Here is an 18,995-nt window from a genome sequence, read left to right on the forward strand (position 1 = left end):
GGAAATGTTCGCTTCTATGTGCAGTTAGCTCTATTTTACATGACATTTTGAGTATTTGCATTTAATATAGCTGAATTTTCAGTATTTTTAGGACGAACTACAAGCCAAACTAATCCACCAAACACAAGAAGGATGACCCCGCATAACTGGAACGCGTATTGAAAGCCAACAGCCGGACTTGCTGAGTGTTCAATGAAATAACCCGTTACATATGGTCCCACAATACCGCCCAATGAGGTAAGTGCCATGAACCAGCCTTGAATTTTCCCTTGATGTTTAGGTGAAACCAAATCTACTAAAATGGCCGGTCCCATAACCAAGGTAATACATCCAAATGTTAATCCAAGTGATAATAAGACAATTGCTAGAATATTAGAGCTTACCAAGGCTCCAAAAAAGTAACTGACTGCCCCTGCTAACATCACCGGACCTAAGATAAAAATTCGTCCTTTTACAACACTTTTCGTCTTGTGGTAAAGCCGGTCGGAAATAGTTGAAAAGATAATTTGCGAAAGGGTAATCATAATCCACGGCAAGGCTACGACAATTTTCAACGTGCCTTCGCTTAGGTGGCGGACATTTTCTAAATAATTCGGGAGCCAGTTCAGCCCGATTGTAAAGGACCAATAAGTAGCAAACCCACATAATGCGACAAAGATGAAGTTTTTCGAGAATAAGACAGAGGTGAATTTTGACTCGTTCTGAACGTTTTGTAATTGCGAATTACCCTTTTCTGTAGCAAGTTCCGTATCAGTAACCGCTTTCTCTTTTGCAATCCATAACCAGACGATTATCCAAATAAAGCCCACTACTCCGGTTGAGATAAATGCAGAACGCCAGCCATAATTCATGATGAGATGCATTAAGGCAGGGGCAGAGATGGCAACACCCAGAGGTCCGCCAATTGAAACCAAGGTTAAACCAATCCCCAATTTTTCCTTTGGTAGATATTTTGAGGCAGCTGTCATCGCTAAAGCGTAAGAAGGCCCTTCCCCTGCTCCTAAAATGATTCTCGTTACCAATAAATAAGTAAAACTGCTGACAAAGATCGTTGAAAATTGAACAATCGACCAAACCAATACCATTCCAGCAATTACTTTTTTCGCACCAATTTTATCGGCAAGGCTGCCGCCTAACACAGCTGCGAGTGAATATAGTAAGAAGAAGACACTGCCAACAATCCCCCATTGTTCTGGCGATAATGCTAATTCCTTCATAATCGGAACCGAGGCAAACCCAATAATCGCTTTATCCGCGTTACTAATGACTGTTAATAAAAATAACAGGAAGATGATCACCCATGCTCGTTTTGATACTGCACTTTTCTTCTTTTCCATAAAGGACCTCCTTAAATTTCTCCCATTTTGTCCGTATTCATAAAATGATGTTACTAGGACCTTTCCCCCCTCAAATGGAAAGGTCCTTGTGTTTCGTTACTTAAATGTGACTTCTACTTTTCCGATATGCGAAAATCCAGCGGTGAACCGATCCCCTTTTTCGGCCACAACGGCTGCGGACAATGCCCCTGATAAAATTACTTCCCCTGCTTTCAACACAACATTGTAGTCGGATAACTTATTTGCCAGCCAGGCTACACATTTTGCAGGATGGCCTAATACATCTGAACCATATCCTGTATTGATCAATTGACCATTTTTAAACAATTTCATTTCAATCAATGGCAGATCGATATCTGTGAGCGAAAACCGCTCATCGCCAATGACAAACAATCCGCTGGATGCATTATCGGCAATCGTGTCAGCTAAGGTAATTTTCCAGTCAGTAATCCGGCTGTCGACAATTTCTAAGGCGGGGGCGATGTATTCTGTCGCATCAAGGACATCCTCGATGGTGACAGATGGCCCCGTCAAATCCTTGCGGAGAACAAAGGCAATCTCACCTTCCACCTTCGGCTGGAACAAGTCAGCTAAATGGATGATCCCGTTATTACTAACTTCCATGGTATTCATTAGATGACCGTAATCCGGCTGATCCACACCTAACAACTGCTGCATGGCAACAGAGGTTAACCCAATCTTTTTGCCGACGATTTTTTGCCCATCTTGAACCTTTTGGTCAATTCCTAAAAGCTGGGCCTGATAAGCCTCTTCCATCGTTAAATCTGGATAGATTTCTGATAGAGGTGTGATTGATTTCTTTGCTGCTTCAGCCTGAAGCAAAAGCTCATAAACATGTTGAGCACGATGAATGACTTGATTACTACTCATAGAAAAAACTCCTTTTATAAAAAAATAGAGCACTATTTGATAGATTCAAAATCATGTTAAACTATGAATCAATTTAATATTGCTCTCAAAGGGTGGTTCTATTATTTTGTTACTAGTGTTTCATCCTGCTTAGCAGCTTCTTTACTATTTTTTAATAAGAAGTCTGTCAATACAGCATTGAACTCTTCTGGTTTCTCCCATTGCGGCCAGTGTCCGGCATCTTTAATGACAACTAACTCACTATGTGGAATCATATCCTGAATCGGTTTCGCTTCCTCAACAGTAGAGGTTGGGTCATGGTCTGTCCAAGCTAATAATGTTGGAACATTGATTTTACCGCACCATGATGGATCCCAGCTGTACAGCTTTCTTACTTCAATATCCTGCAGGCAGACAATATGATGAACCGCTTCTTGATAAGAGGGTTGTGTATAAATTTTGTAACGAGATTCAATTAATTCTTCGGTTACCTGGCTCTTATCATACATTAACCACTCAAGTCTTGTTTTGACGTTTTCATAGTTTGCTTCAAGAACCGCTTTTAACGTTGAATTCTTCAGCCCTTCCATGACTTCAGGTTTGTTATTAACGTTTCCTGGTGTATTTAACACCATGGCTTTTACATACTCTGGATGCTCAGCGGCAAACCATGCTGCGACCCAGCCGCCTAATGATTCACCAGAAAGATATACTTTTGTTAATCCTAAAGCTTGAATAACTGCTAATAAATGTTCGCTATAATAATCAATTCCATATTGGCAATCTGGTTTCGCTGTATAGCCGTGTCCAACCATATCGATGCAAATCACGCGAAAGTGCTCGCTTAAACCTCTAATATTACGTGCATAGGCCTCAATATGACCGCCGGTACCATGAAGCAAAATCAATGGCTCACCTGTTCCTGCTTCTAGTACTCTCGTTTTAATATCATTTGCATTTACATAATAAAGTTTATATTCCAAATCAGCTAAGTCTGTCCAGATTGTCATCTAAATCTCTCCTTTTTTAGTTATGATTGTTGGTTTTAAAATTGAGTCACCTTTTCATTGACTGCGGGAATGCTCTTTTTTGCTTTTTGGGTAATGATCTGCTTTTTCATCGACCTTGCGACCAACTTTTTCCCTTTCGCGGGCAATGTAACTCTCTTTCATTTACCTCAAGAGCACTCCAAATCTCCTGTTCAGGCAATGAACACTAGCACCCTAAATATTTTTAAATACTTACCTCGTACTCAGATGATTTCTCAGGATTATTTTGCTCAACCGGCTGGCTGAACTGAACGATCGCCATCCCGGTTACCCATTCTGGAATAGGCTCATAGCAAGCGATACTTGTATCAAAGCTTTGCAAGGCACCAAGCAGGACAAGCCAGTTGCGAATTTCCTGACCGCCGTTTCCTAGATGTTCCTCAATATAATCAGCACTCCAGTTTCTTAATGTTGCATAGTCCTTTTCAGCAATCAAGCGTAAAAATTCTCGGTCGATTTGCTCGTTAACAGGCCCTGATTTGATTCGGGTGACATTTGTTTCCCGCAGCTTTAAATATTCATCCAGCTGCTCTATTTCCTGACGACCATTTTTTAAAACATTCACCAAGAATTGATCTTCCGGTTTTTCGCTTTCAATCTTCGGAATCGGCACCCAGTGGGATAATCCGCCTGAAGCGACAATTGCAACCTTGAGATCTTTATCCCATGATTCAATTGCTTTACGGATGACTTCTCCCATTTGGAAGCAGCGTTCCATGGTTGGCAGCGGCGGAGCCGAAGTATTAACGGCAATTGGAACCACCGGTATTTGCAGATCTGGATTTAAAAAGTAAATTCCTTGTGTATGACCGTGATCCACCTTCATTTTTAACGTAAACGCAAAATCAACATTGTTTTCTAAGCCAGTGTGAAGAATATGCTTCGCCAGTTCTTGTTGCACAGGGATTTGGTATTTTGGCAGCTGCCAGTCTCCCCAGCCTTCACACTCACCAATTCCAATCGTGAAGGCAGGCATATGATCGTAGAAATAACTATTAAAATGATCATCAGATACTAATACCATCACATCGGCACCTGAATCTTCGAGATACTTTTTCATTTCAGCCGCCGTATTAAGGAACCGCTGTCCTTTCTCTCGGCCTCCTGCTTCATTTGTCATGATCATTGGACTATGTGACATCGCGACGCCTGCAATAATTTTAGCCATTCGCTCATCTCCTTTTCAGATTTTAAGATATCCGTAGTTTCCTAGATTCAACGATTTGTTTTTTCCAGAATATCGATAGTGACCCTTTAAAAGGAATTTCATCCGTACATTTGAGTGTTGTGCCATCATTCAGGACGGTAACTTCTGTTTGAAAAGAACCGCTTAGATTTTCCAATGTAACTCGATAGCGGCCGGGACCAGGAAGGGTATAATACGGATACAGAATGAAACGCTCTCCATTCCATTCGCACTGTGTTTCATAGAATTGACCGAGTAAATCGGGCAGTTCTTCGACCCTCCCGTTTAACAGCCGTTCGCGAATGCAGGAGCTGCTAATCTTCTCGCCCCTAAGTTGTACCTTTGCTACCTTTGTGACCTCAATTTGGCCGCCGGAGTCGTACTTTAACCGCTCCATATTTCCGCCCCCGCGAGCGCCATAGGAAAAATCAAATCCGGCTACTGCATGAACAACACCAAGGCCGTTTAAATACTGCATAGCAAACTGTTCTGGCGATAATCCGGCAAACTCACGATCAAATTCAACAACGTAAAATGTATCGACTCCCATTTTCCGGAGCTTCTCCTCTTTTTCAGCAAGAGGCATTAAATATTGAACGTGAATCTTTCCATTCGAAATCACCGTTTTCGGGTGAGGGAAGAAACTCATAACTGCTAAAGATACACCTTTTTCTCTTGCCGTTTGATAAGCAGTGTTGATAACTGCACAATGTCCATGATGGAGACCGTCGAAACAACCAAGCGCCATCACATTTGGCCTCGCCTTTTCCTGCCAGTCTGCCAAATTACTGCGGTTTAAATGAATTGTTTTCATAACAGTCTCCTCTCATATCCTTAGATGGTCACAGGCTCTACTTCCACTAATGAACGGTACTTTCCATTATAAAAAATCAGGGGCTCTGCATCTTCAAGGTGAATATCCGTTACCTTGCCAATAAATAAGGTATGGTCCCCTTCAACATGTTCTGCAGATACTTCACAGGCAACTTGCCCCACGGAACCAGGTAATACCGGCTTTCCATCCAGGCGGTCAAAGCTCACTTCCTTGTGGTCTTTCAATTGTCCTGCGAAAATCATCGAAAGCTCTTGCTGATCAGCAGCTAGGATATTAACAGTGAAAATCTGGCTTTCTTTTATTTTGTTTAGGATTTTTGCTTTTTCCCCGATCGAAATGACGACAAGCTTTGGATCAAGCGATACGGACATGAAGGCATTCGCTGTCATTCCGTGAATTTCTCCCTCTACTTCTGTGGCTATCACGGTTACCCCCGTGGCAAACTTCCCCATTGCACTGCGAAACTGACGATCATCCATTATATAAATCCTCCTATTACTTAAATTTGTAGATCTTATCCTCTTACGCCGCTCTCAAAACCAAACAAATCTTTACCGTATGCAGCAACTGCATCTTCGTATAAAGAAGTTTTATGTGTGGCAACGGAGATGATATCGCGTAAGAATAATTCCATTGGACCGCCTTTATAAAGAGCGCCTCCGCCTAGAGTTAACAGAGCCCTCACTGCAATATCCGTGCAAATCTTAATTGCTTTTGTGCGAATCGCAAAGAATTCGGAAGGCGCTGTTTTACAGCCATCTTTTTCATAGTTTTCCAGGAGGTCAATGTATTTGTCCAGGAGCGCTTCTGCTATATGAAAATCAGTTGTCATTTCAGCTAACACCCGTTGGCTTCTTGGTGACTCACTTTCCCTTACACCGTCCATTAAACGCACACGTTTTTCAGTAAGGACTTTAAATTCCTTTAAAATCCGCTCTGCTCCGCCCAGTGCCATATAACCGAATCCAAGATAGAAGGAAGGGAAGAATGGAACATGATAGAAAGGATAGTCCACATCATATTCTTCTATCGGTGGTCTTCTTGTTAGCTCTGCTTGGTCTATACGTAAAATCCGGTCCATTGGGACAAATACATTGTCCGCAATAATTTGGTTACTGCCCGATCCTCTTAAGCCAAATGTATCCCAATTGTGGACCACTTCCACTTCGGATGCTTTTAGCATTGGCAAACAATAGACAGGTTTTTCACTGTCAGGGAACTGAATCATCACCCCAACACCAACCCAATCACTATAGTTGATGCCGCTTACAAAACTCCACTTTCCGCTGATGCGGTAACCATCCCCATCCCGTTCTGCTGTGCCCAATGCAGCAAAGATATCGGCAATCAGCCCGCCTTGATTAATGACTTCGTCTGCACCTTTTTCAGGAAGAAAGGCTGGAAGCATATTGTGAAGCGGATACAGATAGGTCAGCCATGCTGCTGAAATATTGTAATTCGCCACCTTGCGAACTACCTTAGCAAACGTTTTCAAATCTGCCTGCGGACCGTCATATTTTTTAGGCAGCATCATTCGTGCGATTTGCGTTTCTTTGATGAGATCGACCACATTTTGTGAAATAGTCGCATTTTTCTCCGTTTCTTGCGCTTCTTGCTCTGCTAATTTTCCGATTCGTTCCGCTCCGGCTAGTAAATCTTCAACTGTGATATCTTCTCCTTTTAATACGAAACTTGCCATTTTCTTCACTCCTTTTGTTTAGTTAAAAATGATTGTTAAGAAAAATAATAGGTTATGGACCGACGTCCGTTAGTCAATTAGTGTGACACCGCTTACATTTACGATTCAAGGATTTTATTACTATTTGCACCTTGTAAATAAAGTTTATATAATTCTAAATCTTCATACTAGAACATTAATTGTTCATGTTTTTTTACTAATTAGACAAAATTTGTTCATCCTGAAAAAAGAAGCTGCAAGAAAACAAAGAAAAACCATCCAGCATAAGGCCGGATGGCGTCTATTCTAACGGAAGTTCCCCTATCGCAATCAACGATTTTAAAATCAGTAAGAATTGATGCATTTCATTTGGATCACGAAGGTCTTTTTCCAGTAAACTTTCAATTCGATTTATCCGATGGCGGAGCCCGCTCATCGATAAGGATAAATCACACATCGTCTGCTCAAGTTTTCCACCATTAAGCAAAAAGCTATAAAGCGTTTTCAAAAGTTCCAGCATTTTTGGATCCTTCAAGTTGTATAAAGGACCAAGCTCCTGCTCGGCAATCATTTTAATCCCGCTGATATTTTTTGTACTGATCAGCACCCCAACAATTCCCAATGATTGAAAGGGCACTATCTTTTTCTTGCCTGCTAATCGTAAGGCAATCACGGCTTCCTCGTAACATCTTGCGGCCCGCTGAATATTGTTCCCTAAATGGCTAATGCCAAGCTTGTATTGCCCTTGAGGATATAATTTCATCATATAATCGAGGTATTCTTTCATAACATCATAGATTGCCTTATTTTGAATGGTTTCATCTGTCATGAATAAAACCATGCTGCCATCCCTGTGCCCAACCAAGATATTGTGCTTTTTTTCGTTAAAATAACGGAAAGTCGTTTCAAAAATTTGTTCCTGCAACAGAAACTCATCTTCAATCGAACTGTGGGCGTTCTTATATTCCATAACCGATATATAATAGTTCTGTTCAAGGTTTAAACCTGTATATTTCCCCCGCTTAATCATTTCATCTGCAGGCAATCGGCCCTCCAATATTTGCTCAAGGAAATTTCCTTTCATTCTTTCAAGCGTTTCAAATTTTGTCTTCTCATTTAGGAGAATGAGAGATGCAGCATTGGCAAATCTATCTAAAAATAAATAATCCTCCTCGTAATGATGATTCTTCATTTCATCATAGAGTAAGGTACAATAACCGATTACCTCTTTTTGTAAAAGGATTGGTGTGATGAGACGTTCCTGAATCGACGTTTTGATCACTTTTTTTCTAAAAGGTAAAAGCACTTTCTTGTTTAATCGATTTTCACGAAGATAACTTTCCATATCGGCTTTTAAATCCACATATGTTTCCGTCGCCAGCCCTGAATAAGCAATCGGACGGTGCACCGTATCTTCGACGATAATGGGGATTTGCAGATATTTATATACCATATCAGCGATGGTTTGCAAATCACTGCCATTGATAATCTCTTCGGTTAATTTGTTTTGGAAATTGGCCAAGCGAGTAACGACATTTTTTTGGTCCAACAATTGGTCATAGGTTAACTCCAGCTCTTTTACAATCGGTGTTTCATGATAAAAATACAGTTCATGCTCATCTTGAAGTTCCTTTTCCCATTCCTTTTTCGGCTTCATCACCCAGCGGCACTCCGAATCGCCTTTCCCGACACATGTGATCTCTCTCGCTAGAAGCGGCTCCCCAAATATCGTTGTCATAAAACCACTCGCAAAGCCAATCAATGTATGACATATTGGAACATTAGATATGCCAAAACGGTTTAAATGCTCCTCTGCCTCATAAGAATCAATCCATGTTCCCGATGAAAAAAAGTAATCGATCTGGCTGTTTTCGTCTAATTCATAGGAGCAGTCATGTTTAATCCCTCTTATATGACCATTCTGAATGTGGAGTATCGGCCCATGCTTGATGAGATTTTCAAGCGAAGATTCAGTTTGCACCGCTTCTTTGGCAACTTTGACACCCATTTCCCAGCCATAATGAAATAAAAATCCCTTGATCCTCTTGATGCCAATATTTTTAGCAAGCTGCTGCCTGAGAATCCCGAAAACAGATGCAGATGTAATAATTTTGCGGTCACCTGCAACTTCCACCTTGCTATAACTCTCTTCCGAAACTTTGACATTCATGCTAACACATCCTGTTTTCAAGATAGATCGAAAATTAGATAAAAGCTGCGGTGCATGATCACCCTAAAATGCAATATCCCCCTTAGTAAGAAAGCGCAATCATTTTACTTACTATATTAATAGAAAAATGCGGTTAGTTCAAAATATTTACTGTCCGCATGAACTACAGATGGGGACAAGACCAGAGGATTTCGCAAACAAATCGAGTAGTTTAGATAAAAAAAGAACCGTTCCTATTCTCGAGAAACGATTCCTGGTAAAAACGCTGAAACTACTCTTGAATTTCGGAAACTTTATTCCCTTTCGCAAATGGCCAAGTAAACACTTTCTGCCCCGCACCGCTTCCGCCAAATTTAAAGACAATAATTCCGCCCACGATGACCAGCACACCAAGCAACTGATTAAACGTAAACGGGACCTTTTTCATCCCAAGCCAGCCTAGTGAGTCCCCCAATAAGGCAAACAACAGCTGTGATGTCAGAGCGATCGCAATGGCATAAGTGGGTCCAAGCCGCTTGATCCCTTGCACAAGACAAACCACCACACCTACGCCGATCAATCCACTGAACCAATACCACATTTTCATATTTTCCAAGTGGAATAACTGTCTTCCTTCAAAGAAAAGACCAAACGTCAATGAAGCCAGGAATCCCATCCCTAATACTAAGGTCGTCGTGGCCCATGACCCGGTCCGTTCATTGACCTTACTGTTAAAAATATTTTGCAAAGCTACCAGCGAACCGGCGATAATCGCAAATAATAATCCTAGAAACATCCGATTTCACTCCCAGTGTTGTTATTTTTCAAGGTTATTCGTAAATGTTATCTCCTGCGAGGTCCCTTAAGCCATTCCGATCCTTCACTAAAATGGAACCTCGATTCCGCTCAATTAGACCCTCTTCACATAACTGAGTGATGACTCGATTTAAATGGCGATAACTCGTTCCAATTAAATTGGCTGCATCCTTGATGCTAATCCTTAGATGGGAATCTGATTCATCAAAGGAAACCGACAATAGATAACTAGCCAAGCGGACTTCAACGGGATACATGATATTAAAGCTCATCGAATTGTTTTTTAACTGAAACTTCTTCGTGATAATATCCAATAAAAATTGCAGCAGCGGCGCATGATCACTTCCATATTTCTTCAGCCAGCGATGGTGAATACCAATCATCCAAACCGACGATACCGCCTCCACGGTATTAATGATATCAATGCCGCGGACATACTCGATATCTCCAATCACTTCCAGCGGTTTTTTAAAACATAGAATCAGTGTTTTACCTTCTGGCGAACTGGTGGAGATTTTAACCTTCCCCTTAACAAGAATATACAAATACTGTGACGCTTCACCTTGGGAACAAATGAGTTCCCCCTGCTCAAAGCTGAAGAGCGACAAATATGGAATCAATGGTTCATGAAATATAGAATCAAGTTGATATTTCTGAATGTATGCGTGCAATTGCTCCTGATCGTTTCGTTCTTTCATTCTGTTTTACCTCCATATTTACCTGCTCATGCCTGTCGGTTAAGACCTTAGGATGACCACACCTGCAATCATCATCCCGATGCCAATAAACTGTGGCAGCTTCATCTTCTGCTTTTCCAGGCCAAACCATCCGTTACTATCTATGATAAAAGTCAGAATTAGCTGAGCAATCAGTATCGCTGATATACTAAGGGTGACACCTATTCTTTGAATAGAGGTGACATTACTAAAAATGACAATCGCAGCAAAGGCGCCCCCAATCAAATATAATGGTTTCACTTGTTTAAAGTCTTGCCATTTACCGTCTCGAACGAACATTAAAATTATCAAAGCCATTATGAATCCAGTGAACTGGGTAATCGTTGCTGCTTGCCATGTGCCGATATCGTCGCTAATCCGTGTATTAGCTATTCCTTGCAGGGTAATAAAAGCCCCGCCCAAAAATGCAAAGATAAATCCCTTCATCCTTTTTCTCCCCTAATTTCAATTTCTCTCTCTATTAAAAGATATCTCCCCGTTGTTTGAAAAGGACATATGTCCTCGAATTTTTAACTATTAAAAATAGGGACGTTTCTTCTGCTTCCGAGGAACTGTATGATAGCTCACTCAGAAGCAAGAGAACCGCCCCTTTGCTTCGTAATTCAATTGAGTTGTTCTTGATCAATTTTGATTAGTCAAAAATGGCTTCATAACTCTTTTTCTCTTATCAAACGTGGCTACTTCGTTCACACCTTTATCCATTAACATCTTTTTTATTTCATCTGAGTAAATACCTAGATCATTAGGAAAATGCGAATCGGAGGACGTCGTAAACTTGACACCAGCATGGATTAAAATATCCAAAAACATTGGGCTTGGACAAAATTCTTTAACAGGATAGCGGTAATACAATCCTGGATTGATCTCTGTTGCGACATCATTCTCTACTAACGTTTGGGCTACCTCTTTATACACATTCACTAATTCTTTTTCATTTGGCCGATAATTAAATACTTTCATATTATCCAAATGGGCAATAATATCAAACAGTCCGCTCATTGCGGCTTTTTTAACGGTTTCAAAATGAGAATGATAAAGTTCATTCAAGTCGAATTCCTGAAATTTATATTGAAGTTGAGGATTATCAAAACCCCATCCATTATGAAAATGGACAGATCCGATTACATAATCAAATTCATAATCACTCAAAATAGTTTTCAATTCCTCTTCGCCGCCAACAAAAAAGTCTGCTTCAATTCCCAGCTTTAGCACGATTCCTTTTGCAGCCCAGTCTTTTTTAGCATCATTGATAAACGAAACAAACTCATGTAAGCTTCTCACCATTACCTTCTCTAACCAATCCGCTTGTTTTTTACCAATTTCTTCAGAATGAACATCTATATATCTAGTAAAATAGTCTTTCGTTTCCTTAAAACGATATAAATGATCGACAATGCCGACTTCTTTGATTCCTTTATTTAGTGCCTCTTGCAAGTAGAAGTCCAACCACCATGTTGAATATTCACTTTTTTGTAATCGTGTGCTCATCGTTTCAATTGATTTGACCAACCATTCCTTCGTATGATGATTTTCATCAAATGAACCAAAATGCTCAATTGCTTGCAAACTTTTTTCAACAAAAGAAAGCGAATATGGACCCTCTTCAAGATGTATATGATAATCTACTTTCATTTGTTTCATCCTTCCCTTTAAAGCTGCATTAGTAAATAGATATCCATTCATTCCCGCTTTCAGGCCAGTCTAACGGTTTTTCTTTATCACAAATTATCTTCGTTAGACTCGAGAGTGAACTTATTTCAAAGAATGATGTTTTATTTAATTTTGAAGAATCCGTCAGTAAAATCGCTTCCTGGCTATGTTGAATCATGATTTCGGAAACAAGTGATTCATCCATATCATAATCATAGACAGCATCTCTGGTAACACCACCGCAAGAAATAAACGCACGGTTAAAATTAAATCTTTTTAAAAATTCAACTGTATAGGTACCCTTGACGGAGGATTGCTCCGGATTGGTGATCCCTGGCAGCATAATAACCTGACCTGAAATTCGTTTCTCTTCAATCGCAAAATTAAATCGGTTTGCTGCACTTAACGAGTTGGTTACAATCGTTAAGCCTTGGCGATCTTCAATCATATCGGCAATATGAACCGTGGTTGTACCTACATCCACCGCGATTGTATCACCATTTTGGATAAGCTCAGCAGCCTTTTTAGCGATTTTTAACTTTTCTTCATAATGAAGGGATAATTTCTTTTCATATACCATCTCTTTTTGAGTTGAAACATACGGAACTGCACCACCATGGATACGCGACAGCTGCTCATTCATCTCTAACTCTGCAAGATCTCTTCTGATTGTTTCAGGGGTTACATTTTGCAGTCTGGCTAAATCCGTCACCATAATTTTATGATGCCTTCCTAATTGGGTTAAAATAAATTGATGCCGCTCCTCTTTATTCATCCTTGCATCCACCTCTAAGCCAATCTCTAATATAAACCTATGTCACTATTAATCTACCAAAATATTCAAGGATTTCCAATGTCCTTTTTTCCATCTCAAAAATAATAAGCCCGCACGAATCCACTCATCTAGTATAAATACAATCCATATTCCGATTAAGCCATAGTGTAACCAAATACCGATAATAAAACTCATTGGTATGACAAACCCCCAGACGACAATGATACTGATCAATACCGGGTATTTCACATCACCTGCAACATTCAGTGACGAAACAAGAATCACATTCGCTGTCCTGGCAGGTTCAAGGAGAATACTTAGAAAGACAAGCAATACCGAAAGCTTAATAATTTCCTCGTTTGATGTAAAAAAAGGAACAATCGATGATGATAAACCTGCGATTACGGCTGTACATAAGGTGGTTAAAAGTATACTCTTCCTCAGTAATTTTACAGAAAAAGAATACGCTGTATCCGTCAACTTATTCCCAATTAGCTTCCCCGTAATAATTTGAGCAGCCTGTGAAATCGCCATCGAACAGGCAAATACAATCGATGTGATGGTTTGCGCATAAATCTTGGCGGTAATTGTGGCAGCACCTAAGCTGGCAATAAAACCAGTGATAATCACTTGGGATAAATTATAAGAAACATGTTCTCCCGCTGAAGGAATACCGAGAACTAGTATTTTTTTCATAACCTTCGCTTCTATTTTCAACCAATTGATACTTCCAAATAGGAGCTCTTTTTGCCTAATAAAATAAATACATAAAATGATCATACCAATCATTCGGCTGATATTTGTCGCAGCAGCCACACCTGGAACACCCGTACCCAAAAGGGTAAAAGGTGTAAAGAGAACGATGGAGTTAAGAAGAATATTCAAAATATTTGTCAGTACGGTTACAAACATCACAAGCTTAACCAACGAGTAACTTCTAAAAATACTCGCTGCTAAGCCCATGATCGAATGAAAAATAAATCCATAGGCGATCACTTTTAAATAGATTGCAGCTTCTTCGATTAAATTTTCTGGTGTGTGAAGCCATTGAAGGAAGCTTTTGTTAAATACCACTAGTCCAGTCGTCATGATGATGGTGAAAATGATATTTAAATAAAAGGCATGGACAACCACCTTTGTGCTTTTTTCCTTTTGGCTCGTACTTGAAAGCTGGGTAAGCTGAATCGTTGTCCCAATATTAATAAATCCATAGATCATCGTCGTCACAACGATGATTTGATTTGCCAACCCTACCGCCGCCACACTATTATCAGAATACTGACTAAGCATTAATACATCAATGTTGCCTAATAATAGCTGAAAAAACTGCTCTACTAATAAAGGAATAAACAGATATCGAAATGTAGGAACCTCTTGATAGTTCTTCATTATTTATAGTTTGGGTAGCGGGTTGTTTCAATGAGATGGGTTTCAAACGATTGATTGTCATGGAGTTCAATCACTCGTGCACCACGCGTTAGTTCCCCGTAACATTGGAACCCGCTGATTCTGCCATAGCACAATTTAATTCCTTGATAGTCAGCAACAAAGTCATTATCATGATCATGACCGCAAAACACACCAGCCACATTGCCATCTAGTAATAAAGAAGTAAATAAACCGGTATTCAACATTGGCGAAGAAATGGTCTCATTTTTACTTCCGGCTACATTGCCATACATCAATGCCTCTTTATATTCTGGCAGCGGGATATGTAAGAATAAGAGATTTTGTTTATACTCTTTCCCTCTATTATGATAGTGCTTAGAGACTTCATTAAACCATGATACCTGGTCAGGATGCACGAACTCATAGGTGCCAATTCCTAACGGGTCGATCGAACCACTATCTATGAAATAAAGGACATGTTCAACATCGCAATCTTGATTTTTGATTTCAACGCAATAAGAGGCCCGGTCCTCAACAATATGCAAATGCTTCTTTTCCACTAATTGTTCGATTTTTTCTTCCATTTCCCTTAAGTCGGTGCGTGTGATTCCTTCTTCAGAATCGTGGTTCCCATAGGTAATCGCAATCGGTTTATTTAATTGATTTAATACCTTGATCAATTCATCAAAACTTTTTTCAGGACCTGGGACACCTTCAGACCAAATTAAATCTCCCGTAATGACAATCAAATCGGGATTTGCTTTTTCAGTCATATCTTTTATGTGTTGAAATGTCAGATCATCATGTTCATGAAACGGCATTGACCCTATATGTAAATCAGTTAATTGCAAAATCGTAAACTTTCCATCTTCTCTCATTATATGTTCCATCTTTTTTCTCTCCTATTCTTTGACTGAACCAATATTGACACCTTTAACAAAGTATTTTTGGATAAACGGATAAATCATAATAATTGGCGCTACAACAATAATAATCGTGGCCATTTTCAAAGAGTCACCCGTAATCGTCATTTTCTCCAACATCGCATAAGCACCTGAATTTCTCAGTAATGCATCCGCCATCGCCTGTTGTTTCGTTAGCATTTCTTGTAAAAGTGTGGCAAGTGGTTTTAGTTCAGGATTTCGTACATAGAAAGAGCCAGAGAACCAATCATTCCAATGACCAACCGCATTAAATAGTCCAATCGTGGCGATCACCGGTTTACTCATTGGCAGGATGATTCTTAAGAAGATTTGAAATTCACTGCAGCCGTCAATTTTCGCCGCTTCTTCAATGCTCTCTGGTATTTGTTGAAAAAACGTCTTCATGATTAAAATATTCCAAACACTATATAGACTTGGAATGATATAGACCCAAATGGTGTTGGTTAAATGCAGCTCTGTTAACACCAAATAGTAAGGGACAATTCCACCGCTAAATAGCATCGTGAAGAAAATAACAAACGTGATGATTTTCCTGCCTGGCAGTGTCTTTGATTTCAGAGCATAGGCAGCCATCGCTGTTAAAAACACACTGATGATGGTACCCACTACTGTTCTGAATAGACTGATGCCAAAGGCATTGATAATCGACGATTGCTTAAATACTTCTAGATAATTTGCAAAACTAAACTCTCTCGGAAAAAAATGGATTCCGCCCCTTTGCGCATCTGTTCCTTCATTAAACGATAATGCGAGGATATTTAAAAATGGAAGAATAATCGATAGACAAAGAAGAACCATTATGATCAGATTGAACGTTTTAAAGAAGCGCCCATATTTTTCATGCTCGTCGAACATTGAAATCCCTCCTTGAAAAAAAATGCTCCCTTCCTCTATTGAGAAAGGAAGCTTGTTCTTTTAATATTTAATCGTCGTTCCTTCTTTTTCTTTTTCTTCAATGAGTTTGATATAATCATTTAATCCTGACTTTTCTAGTAATTTCTTTGAGTCATCTAAGATTTTCTTAGCTTCTTCATCTGACTTACTGTAGTAGGCACGTAATAAATTTTCATTGTACGTATCTAAGGCAATATTCAAATTGTCTCCATTTTTATATTCAAAAATAAAGGTTTTAGGCGTTGAACCATCTACTACTTTTGCATTCTTAAACTTCTCATCGTAATTCCACATTTGAAGGATTTTTTCAGCGGCTTTTGTATCTTCACCACGGACTCTGTCACCATATTCATGTTCACCAAAGTCTGCGAAATTATCCATATCTGTATACCCAAGATGCTCAGCCCAGTAAGACCCCGCACCCCTGAAGCCTAGTTCCGCAGCAGCAGCTGGATCATTTTCCTTTAAATCTAAAACTTCTTTTTTCACAAGTGGATTCCCTTTTTCATCTAATGTATAGTCTCTGCCTTCGATTCCATACTGACTAAGTAATTTCCCTTCACGGCTTGCTAAAAAGTCTGCTAGTTTCACAATATCCTCTGGATGCTTCGTTGTGGAAGGAATCGACCAACCCGCATATCCGGATTTGTAAGATACTTGCATTTGGTACTTTCCTTCAGCAGTATTGAGCGGTCCCAGTGGAACATATTTCATATCATTGTTTTGCACAACATAATTATGCATATCAGCTACAATTCCAAACGATTTGTTCACAATACCTTCTTTTGCCTTATTTTCCTCCATTGTGAAAAATTCAGGGTGAAGAAGACCATCATGTAATAATCCTCGAACAAAATTAACGCGTTTTAAACCATAATCTGTTTGTGATTCATGCTTGATTTTTCCATCTTTATCTTTTAAGAATTTCTCACCTGAATCGCCTGACCAGACAAGATCATTGAAAATAAAATCTCTGTCTGCCCCGCCCCAAGCAGTTGGACCAATCGGCGTGATTGGCTTGCCATTCACATCTTTAAAATTACCAGCCTTAATCTTCTCTGCTAAATCACGAAGCTTGTCCGTTGTATCAATTTCAGCTGGATTGATGCCTAATTGATCAACTATGTCTTTAAGGATATAGGGGCCGCCAACATATTTCCGAGTAACGGTACCAGGCTCACGTGGAATGGACATATGAGTAAAGTAGCTTGCCCCCTTAAATTCATCGCGAAACATAATATTGTCTTTCGTATCTTTCGGTAAGTATCCATCTTTAAAATACTTGCTATAGATCTTTGTGTCTTTGAGCATTGGTGTTAAATCGGTGAACATTCCTTCACGTGCACCTTTTAATAAGATCTGCATTTCTGGACGACCGCTATTGTTCAAATAATAGGCAATAAAATCTGGTAAATCCCCGGCTGCCAGCCCTGAAGTTAGCGCTTCAGTTGAATCCTCAACTGTAATCCCTTGTAACTCTAAGGTAATACCCGTTTTTTTCTTTAATTCTGCAGCGATTTCTGGATTCATTTCAGCTGAAACGTCCCCATCACTCTCAAATACAAGCCCTTTTATGGTGCGATCGGCAATCCATGTATCTGGTGCATCTTTAGGCTTTTCTCGACTTGCGCTCTCTTCCGTCTTTTTCGAACAAGCAGTAAGCATCAGAATGCCTACGATAAGTAGTAGTAAAAATTTTGATGACAGTTTTTTCATAGTAATGGGTTCCTCCCGAAATTTGTTTACCATAATGAAGTATTAAATTTCTTGCTCGAAAAACGGTTAACTACTAGGACTAAAATCAACCCTACAATCCCTTGCATCATCCCAACTGCAGTGGCATACCCAAATTGCCCGCTTTGCAGCCCGGTTCGTATCACATACGTATCAATAATTTCAGAAACTTCAGCATTCCCTGGTGTTTTCAACAAATAAATTTGATCAAAGCCTGCGGACAGGATATTCCCTAACGATAGGATAAATAGAATTAAGATCGTTGGTCGAATACCTGTTAAGGTGATATGCCAAATTTGTCTCCATCTATTTGCTCCATCAATGGCAGCCGCTTCATAAAGGCTTGGATTAATCCCCGCAATGGCGGCAAAATAAATGATCGAATTCCAGCCAATATCCTTCCAAACATAGCTCCAAAACATAATCGAATGAAAATTCTTTTCTTCCATTAAGAAAAATGTGCTCCCATCACCTCCCATAAAAGATATGAATTGATTTAGCAGCCCGGTATTGGGTGCTAAAATACTTTGCAAAATTCCTACAACCACCACCCACGAAATAAAATGAGGCAGGTAGGTAATGCTTTGGATAAAGCTGCGGATTTTATTGTTTTTTATTTCATTCAGCAGCAGTGCCAAAATAATTGGAAACGGCAATGCTAAGATCAATTTCATCGAACTGATAATGAGCGTATTTTTAATAAAGGTCCAACTTTGGGGATCCTGGAAGAAACGTTCAAAATATTTAAGGCCCACCCATTCCCCGCCAAATATTCCTGTATCAAAGCGAAACTCTTTAAACGCTAATACCATACCAGCCATAGGTAAATAAGAAAAAATAATAAAGAAAACTATGCAAGGTAGGAGCATGAGATACAGAGCTCGATGCTGCCATATAGTTTCAAAAGTCACCTTCATCGGCTGAACATGTTTCTTTTTCTTCTTTCTGCTAT

At 39.7% G+C, this 18,995-nt stretch carries 18 protein-coding genes; all 18 read right to left on the bottom strand.

Going from position 1 to position 18,995, the window contains the following annotated elements; all coding sequences use genetic code 11:
* Positions 1 to 35 precede the first annotated feature (35 nt).
* The gene (locus tag AC3ANL_RS21950; protein ID WP_488326476.1) at positions 36 to 1,337 is read right to left on the bottom strand and encodes an MFS transporter; all 1,302 of its coding nucleotides are present in this window, start codon (positions 1,335 to 1,337) and stop codon (positions 36 to 38) included.
* Between the two features lie 96 nt (positions 1,338 to 1,433).
* On the bottom strand, positions 1,434 to 2,228 hold the full coding sequence (locus AC3ANL_RS21955) for a 2-keto-4-pentenoate hydratase (RefSeq protein WP_488326477.1): 795 nt from the start codon (positions 2,226 to 2,228) through the stop codon (positions 1,434 to 1,436).
* Between the two features lie 101 nt (positions 2,229 to 2,329).
* Positions 2,330 to 3,217: an alpha/beta fold hydrolase gene (locus AC3ANL_RS21960; protein WP_488326478.1), complete on the bottom strand. Its 888-nt coding sequence runs from the start codon at positions 3,215 to 3,217 to the stop codon at positions 2,330 to 2,332.
* A 223-nt stretch (positions 3,218 to 3,440) separates the two neighbouring features.
* On the bottom strand, positions 3,441 to 4,424 hold the full coding sequence (locus AC3ANL_RS21965; protein ID WP_488326479.1) for a DODA-type extradiol aromatic ring-opening family dioxygenase: 984 nt from the start codon (positions 4,422 to 4,424) through the stop codon (positions 3,441 to 3,443).
* 22 nt (positions 4,425 to 4,446) lie between these two features.
* The gene (locus AC3ANL_RS21970) at positions 4,447 to 5,256 is read right to left on the bottom strand and encodes an FAD synthetase family protein (protein ID WP_488326480.1); all 810 of its coding nucleotides are present in this window, start codon (positions 5,254 to 5,256) and stop codon (positions 4,447 to 4,449) included.
* A gap of 20 nt (positions 5,257 to 5,276) precedes the next feature.
* Positions 5,277 to 5,756 carry a flavin reductase family protein gene (locus AC3ANL_RS21975; RefSeq protein ID WP_488326481.1) on the bottom strand — a complete coding sequence of 160 codons (480 nt, stop codon included), beginning with the start codon at positions 5,754 to 5,756 and terminating at the stop codon, positions 5,277 to 5,279.
* 35 nt (positions 5,757 to 5,791) lie between these two features.
* Positions 5,792 to 6,976 (bottom strand): acyl-CoA dehydrogenase family protein, encoded by a 1,185-nt coding sequence (locus AC3ANL_RS21980; protein WP_488326482.1) that lies wholly within the window; start codon positions 6,974 to 6,976, stop codon positions 5,792 to 5,794.
* Between the two features lie 280 nt (positions 6,977 to 7,256).
* Positions 7,257 to 9,125: a XylR N-terminal domain-containing protein gene (locus tag AC3ANL_RS21985; protein ID WP_488326483.1), complete on the bottom strand. Its 1,869-nt coding sequence runs from the start codon at positions 9,123 to 9,125 to the stop codon at positions 7,257 to 7,259.
* Positions 9,126 to 9,396: 271 nt separating this feature from the next.
* Positions 9,397 to 9,900: a DMT family transporter gene (locus AC3ANL_RS21990; RefSeq protein WP_488326484.1), complete on the bottom strand. Its 504-nt coding sequence runs from the start codon at positions 9,898 to 9,900 to the stop codon at positions 9,397 to 9,399.
* Positions 9,901 to 9,934: 34 nt separating this feature from the next.
* On the bottom strand, positions 9,935 to 10,618 hold the full coding sequence (locus AC3ANL_RS21995; protein ID WP_488326485.1) for a Crp/Fnr family transcriptional regulator: 684 nt from the start codon (positions 10,616 to 10,618) through the stop codon (positions 9,935 to 9,937).
* Between the two features lie 39 nt (positions 10,619 to 10,657).
* Positions 10,658 to 11,083: a DMT family transporter gene (locus tag AC3ANL_RS22000; protein ID WP_488326486.1), complete on the bottom strand. Its 426-nt coding sequence runs from the start codon at positions 11,081 to 11,083 to the stop codon at positions 10,658 to 10,660.
* Positions 11,084 to 11,278: 195 nt separating this feature from the next.
* The gene (locus AC3ANL_RS22005; protein WP_488326487.1) at positions 11,279 to 12,289 is read right to left on the bottom strand and encodes a histidinol phosphate phosphatase domain-containing protein; all 1,011 of its coding nucleotides are present in this window, start codon (positions 12,287 to 12,289) and stop codon (positions 11,279 to 11,281) included.
* A 28-nt stretch (positions 12,290 to 12,317) separates the two neighbouring features.
* Positions 12,318 to 13,082 (bottom strand): DeoR/GlpR family DNA-binding transcription regulator, encoded by a 765-nt coding sequence (locus AC3ANL_RS22010; RefSeq protein WP_488326488.1) that lies wholly within the window; start codon positions 13,080 to 13,082, stop codon positions 12,318 to 12,320.
* Between the two features lie 48 nt (positions 13,083 to 13,130).
* On the bottom strand, positions 13,131 to 14,471 hold the full coding sequence (locus tag AC3ANL_RS22015; protein ID WP_488326489.1) for an MATE family efflux transporter: 1,341 nt from the start codon (positions 14,469 to 14,471) through the stop codon (positions 13,131 to 13,133).
* A complete protein-coding gene (locus AC3ANL_RS22020) occupies positions 14,471 to 15,361 on the bottom strand; it encodes a metallophosphoesterase family protein (RefSeq protein WP_488326490.1) in 891 nt (296 codons plus the stop codon). The genes AC3ANL_RS22015 and AC3ANL_RS22020 overlap by 1 nt, the downstream gene beginning before the upstream one ends.
* Before the next feature lie 12 nt (positions 15,362 to 15,373).
* A complete protein-coding gene (locus AC3ANL_RS22025; protein ID WP_488326491.1) occupies positions 15,374 to 16,270 on the bottom strand; it encodes a carbohydrate ABC transporter permease in 897 nt (298 codons plus the stop codon).
* A gap of 60 nt (positions 16,271 to 16,330) precedes the next feature.
* On the bottom strand, positions 16,331 to 18,025 hold the full coding sequence (locus AC3ANL_RS22030) for an extracellular solute-binding protein (RefSeq protein ID WP_488326492.1): 1,695 nt from the start codon (positions 18,023 to 18,025) through the stop codon (positions 16,331 to 16,333).
* 26 nt (positions 18,026 to 18,051) lie between these two features.
* On the bottom strand, positions 18,052 to 18,960 hold the full coding sequence (locus AC3ANL_RS22035) for an ABC transporter permease (RefSeq protein ID WP_488329803.1): 909 nt from the start codon (positions 18,958 to 18,960) through the stop codon (positions 18,052 to 18,054).
* Positions 18,961 to 18,995 lie beyond the last annotated feature (35 nt).

Source organism: Neobacillus sp. DHD-1R (assembly GCF_057747995.1).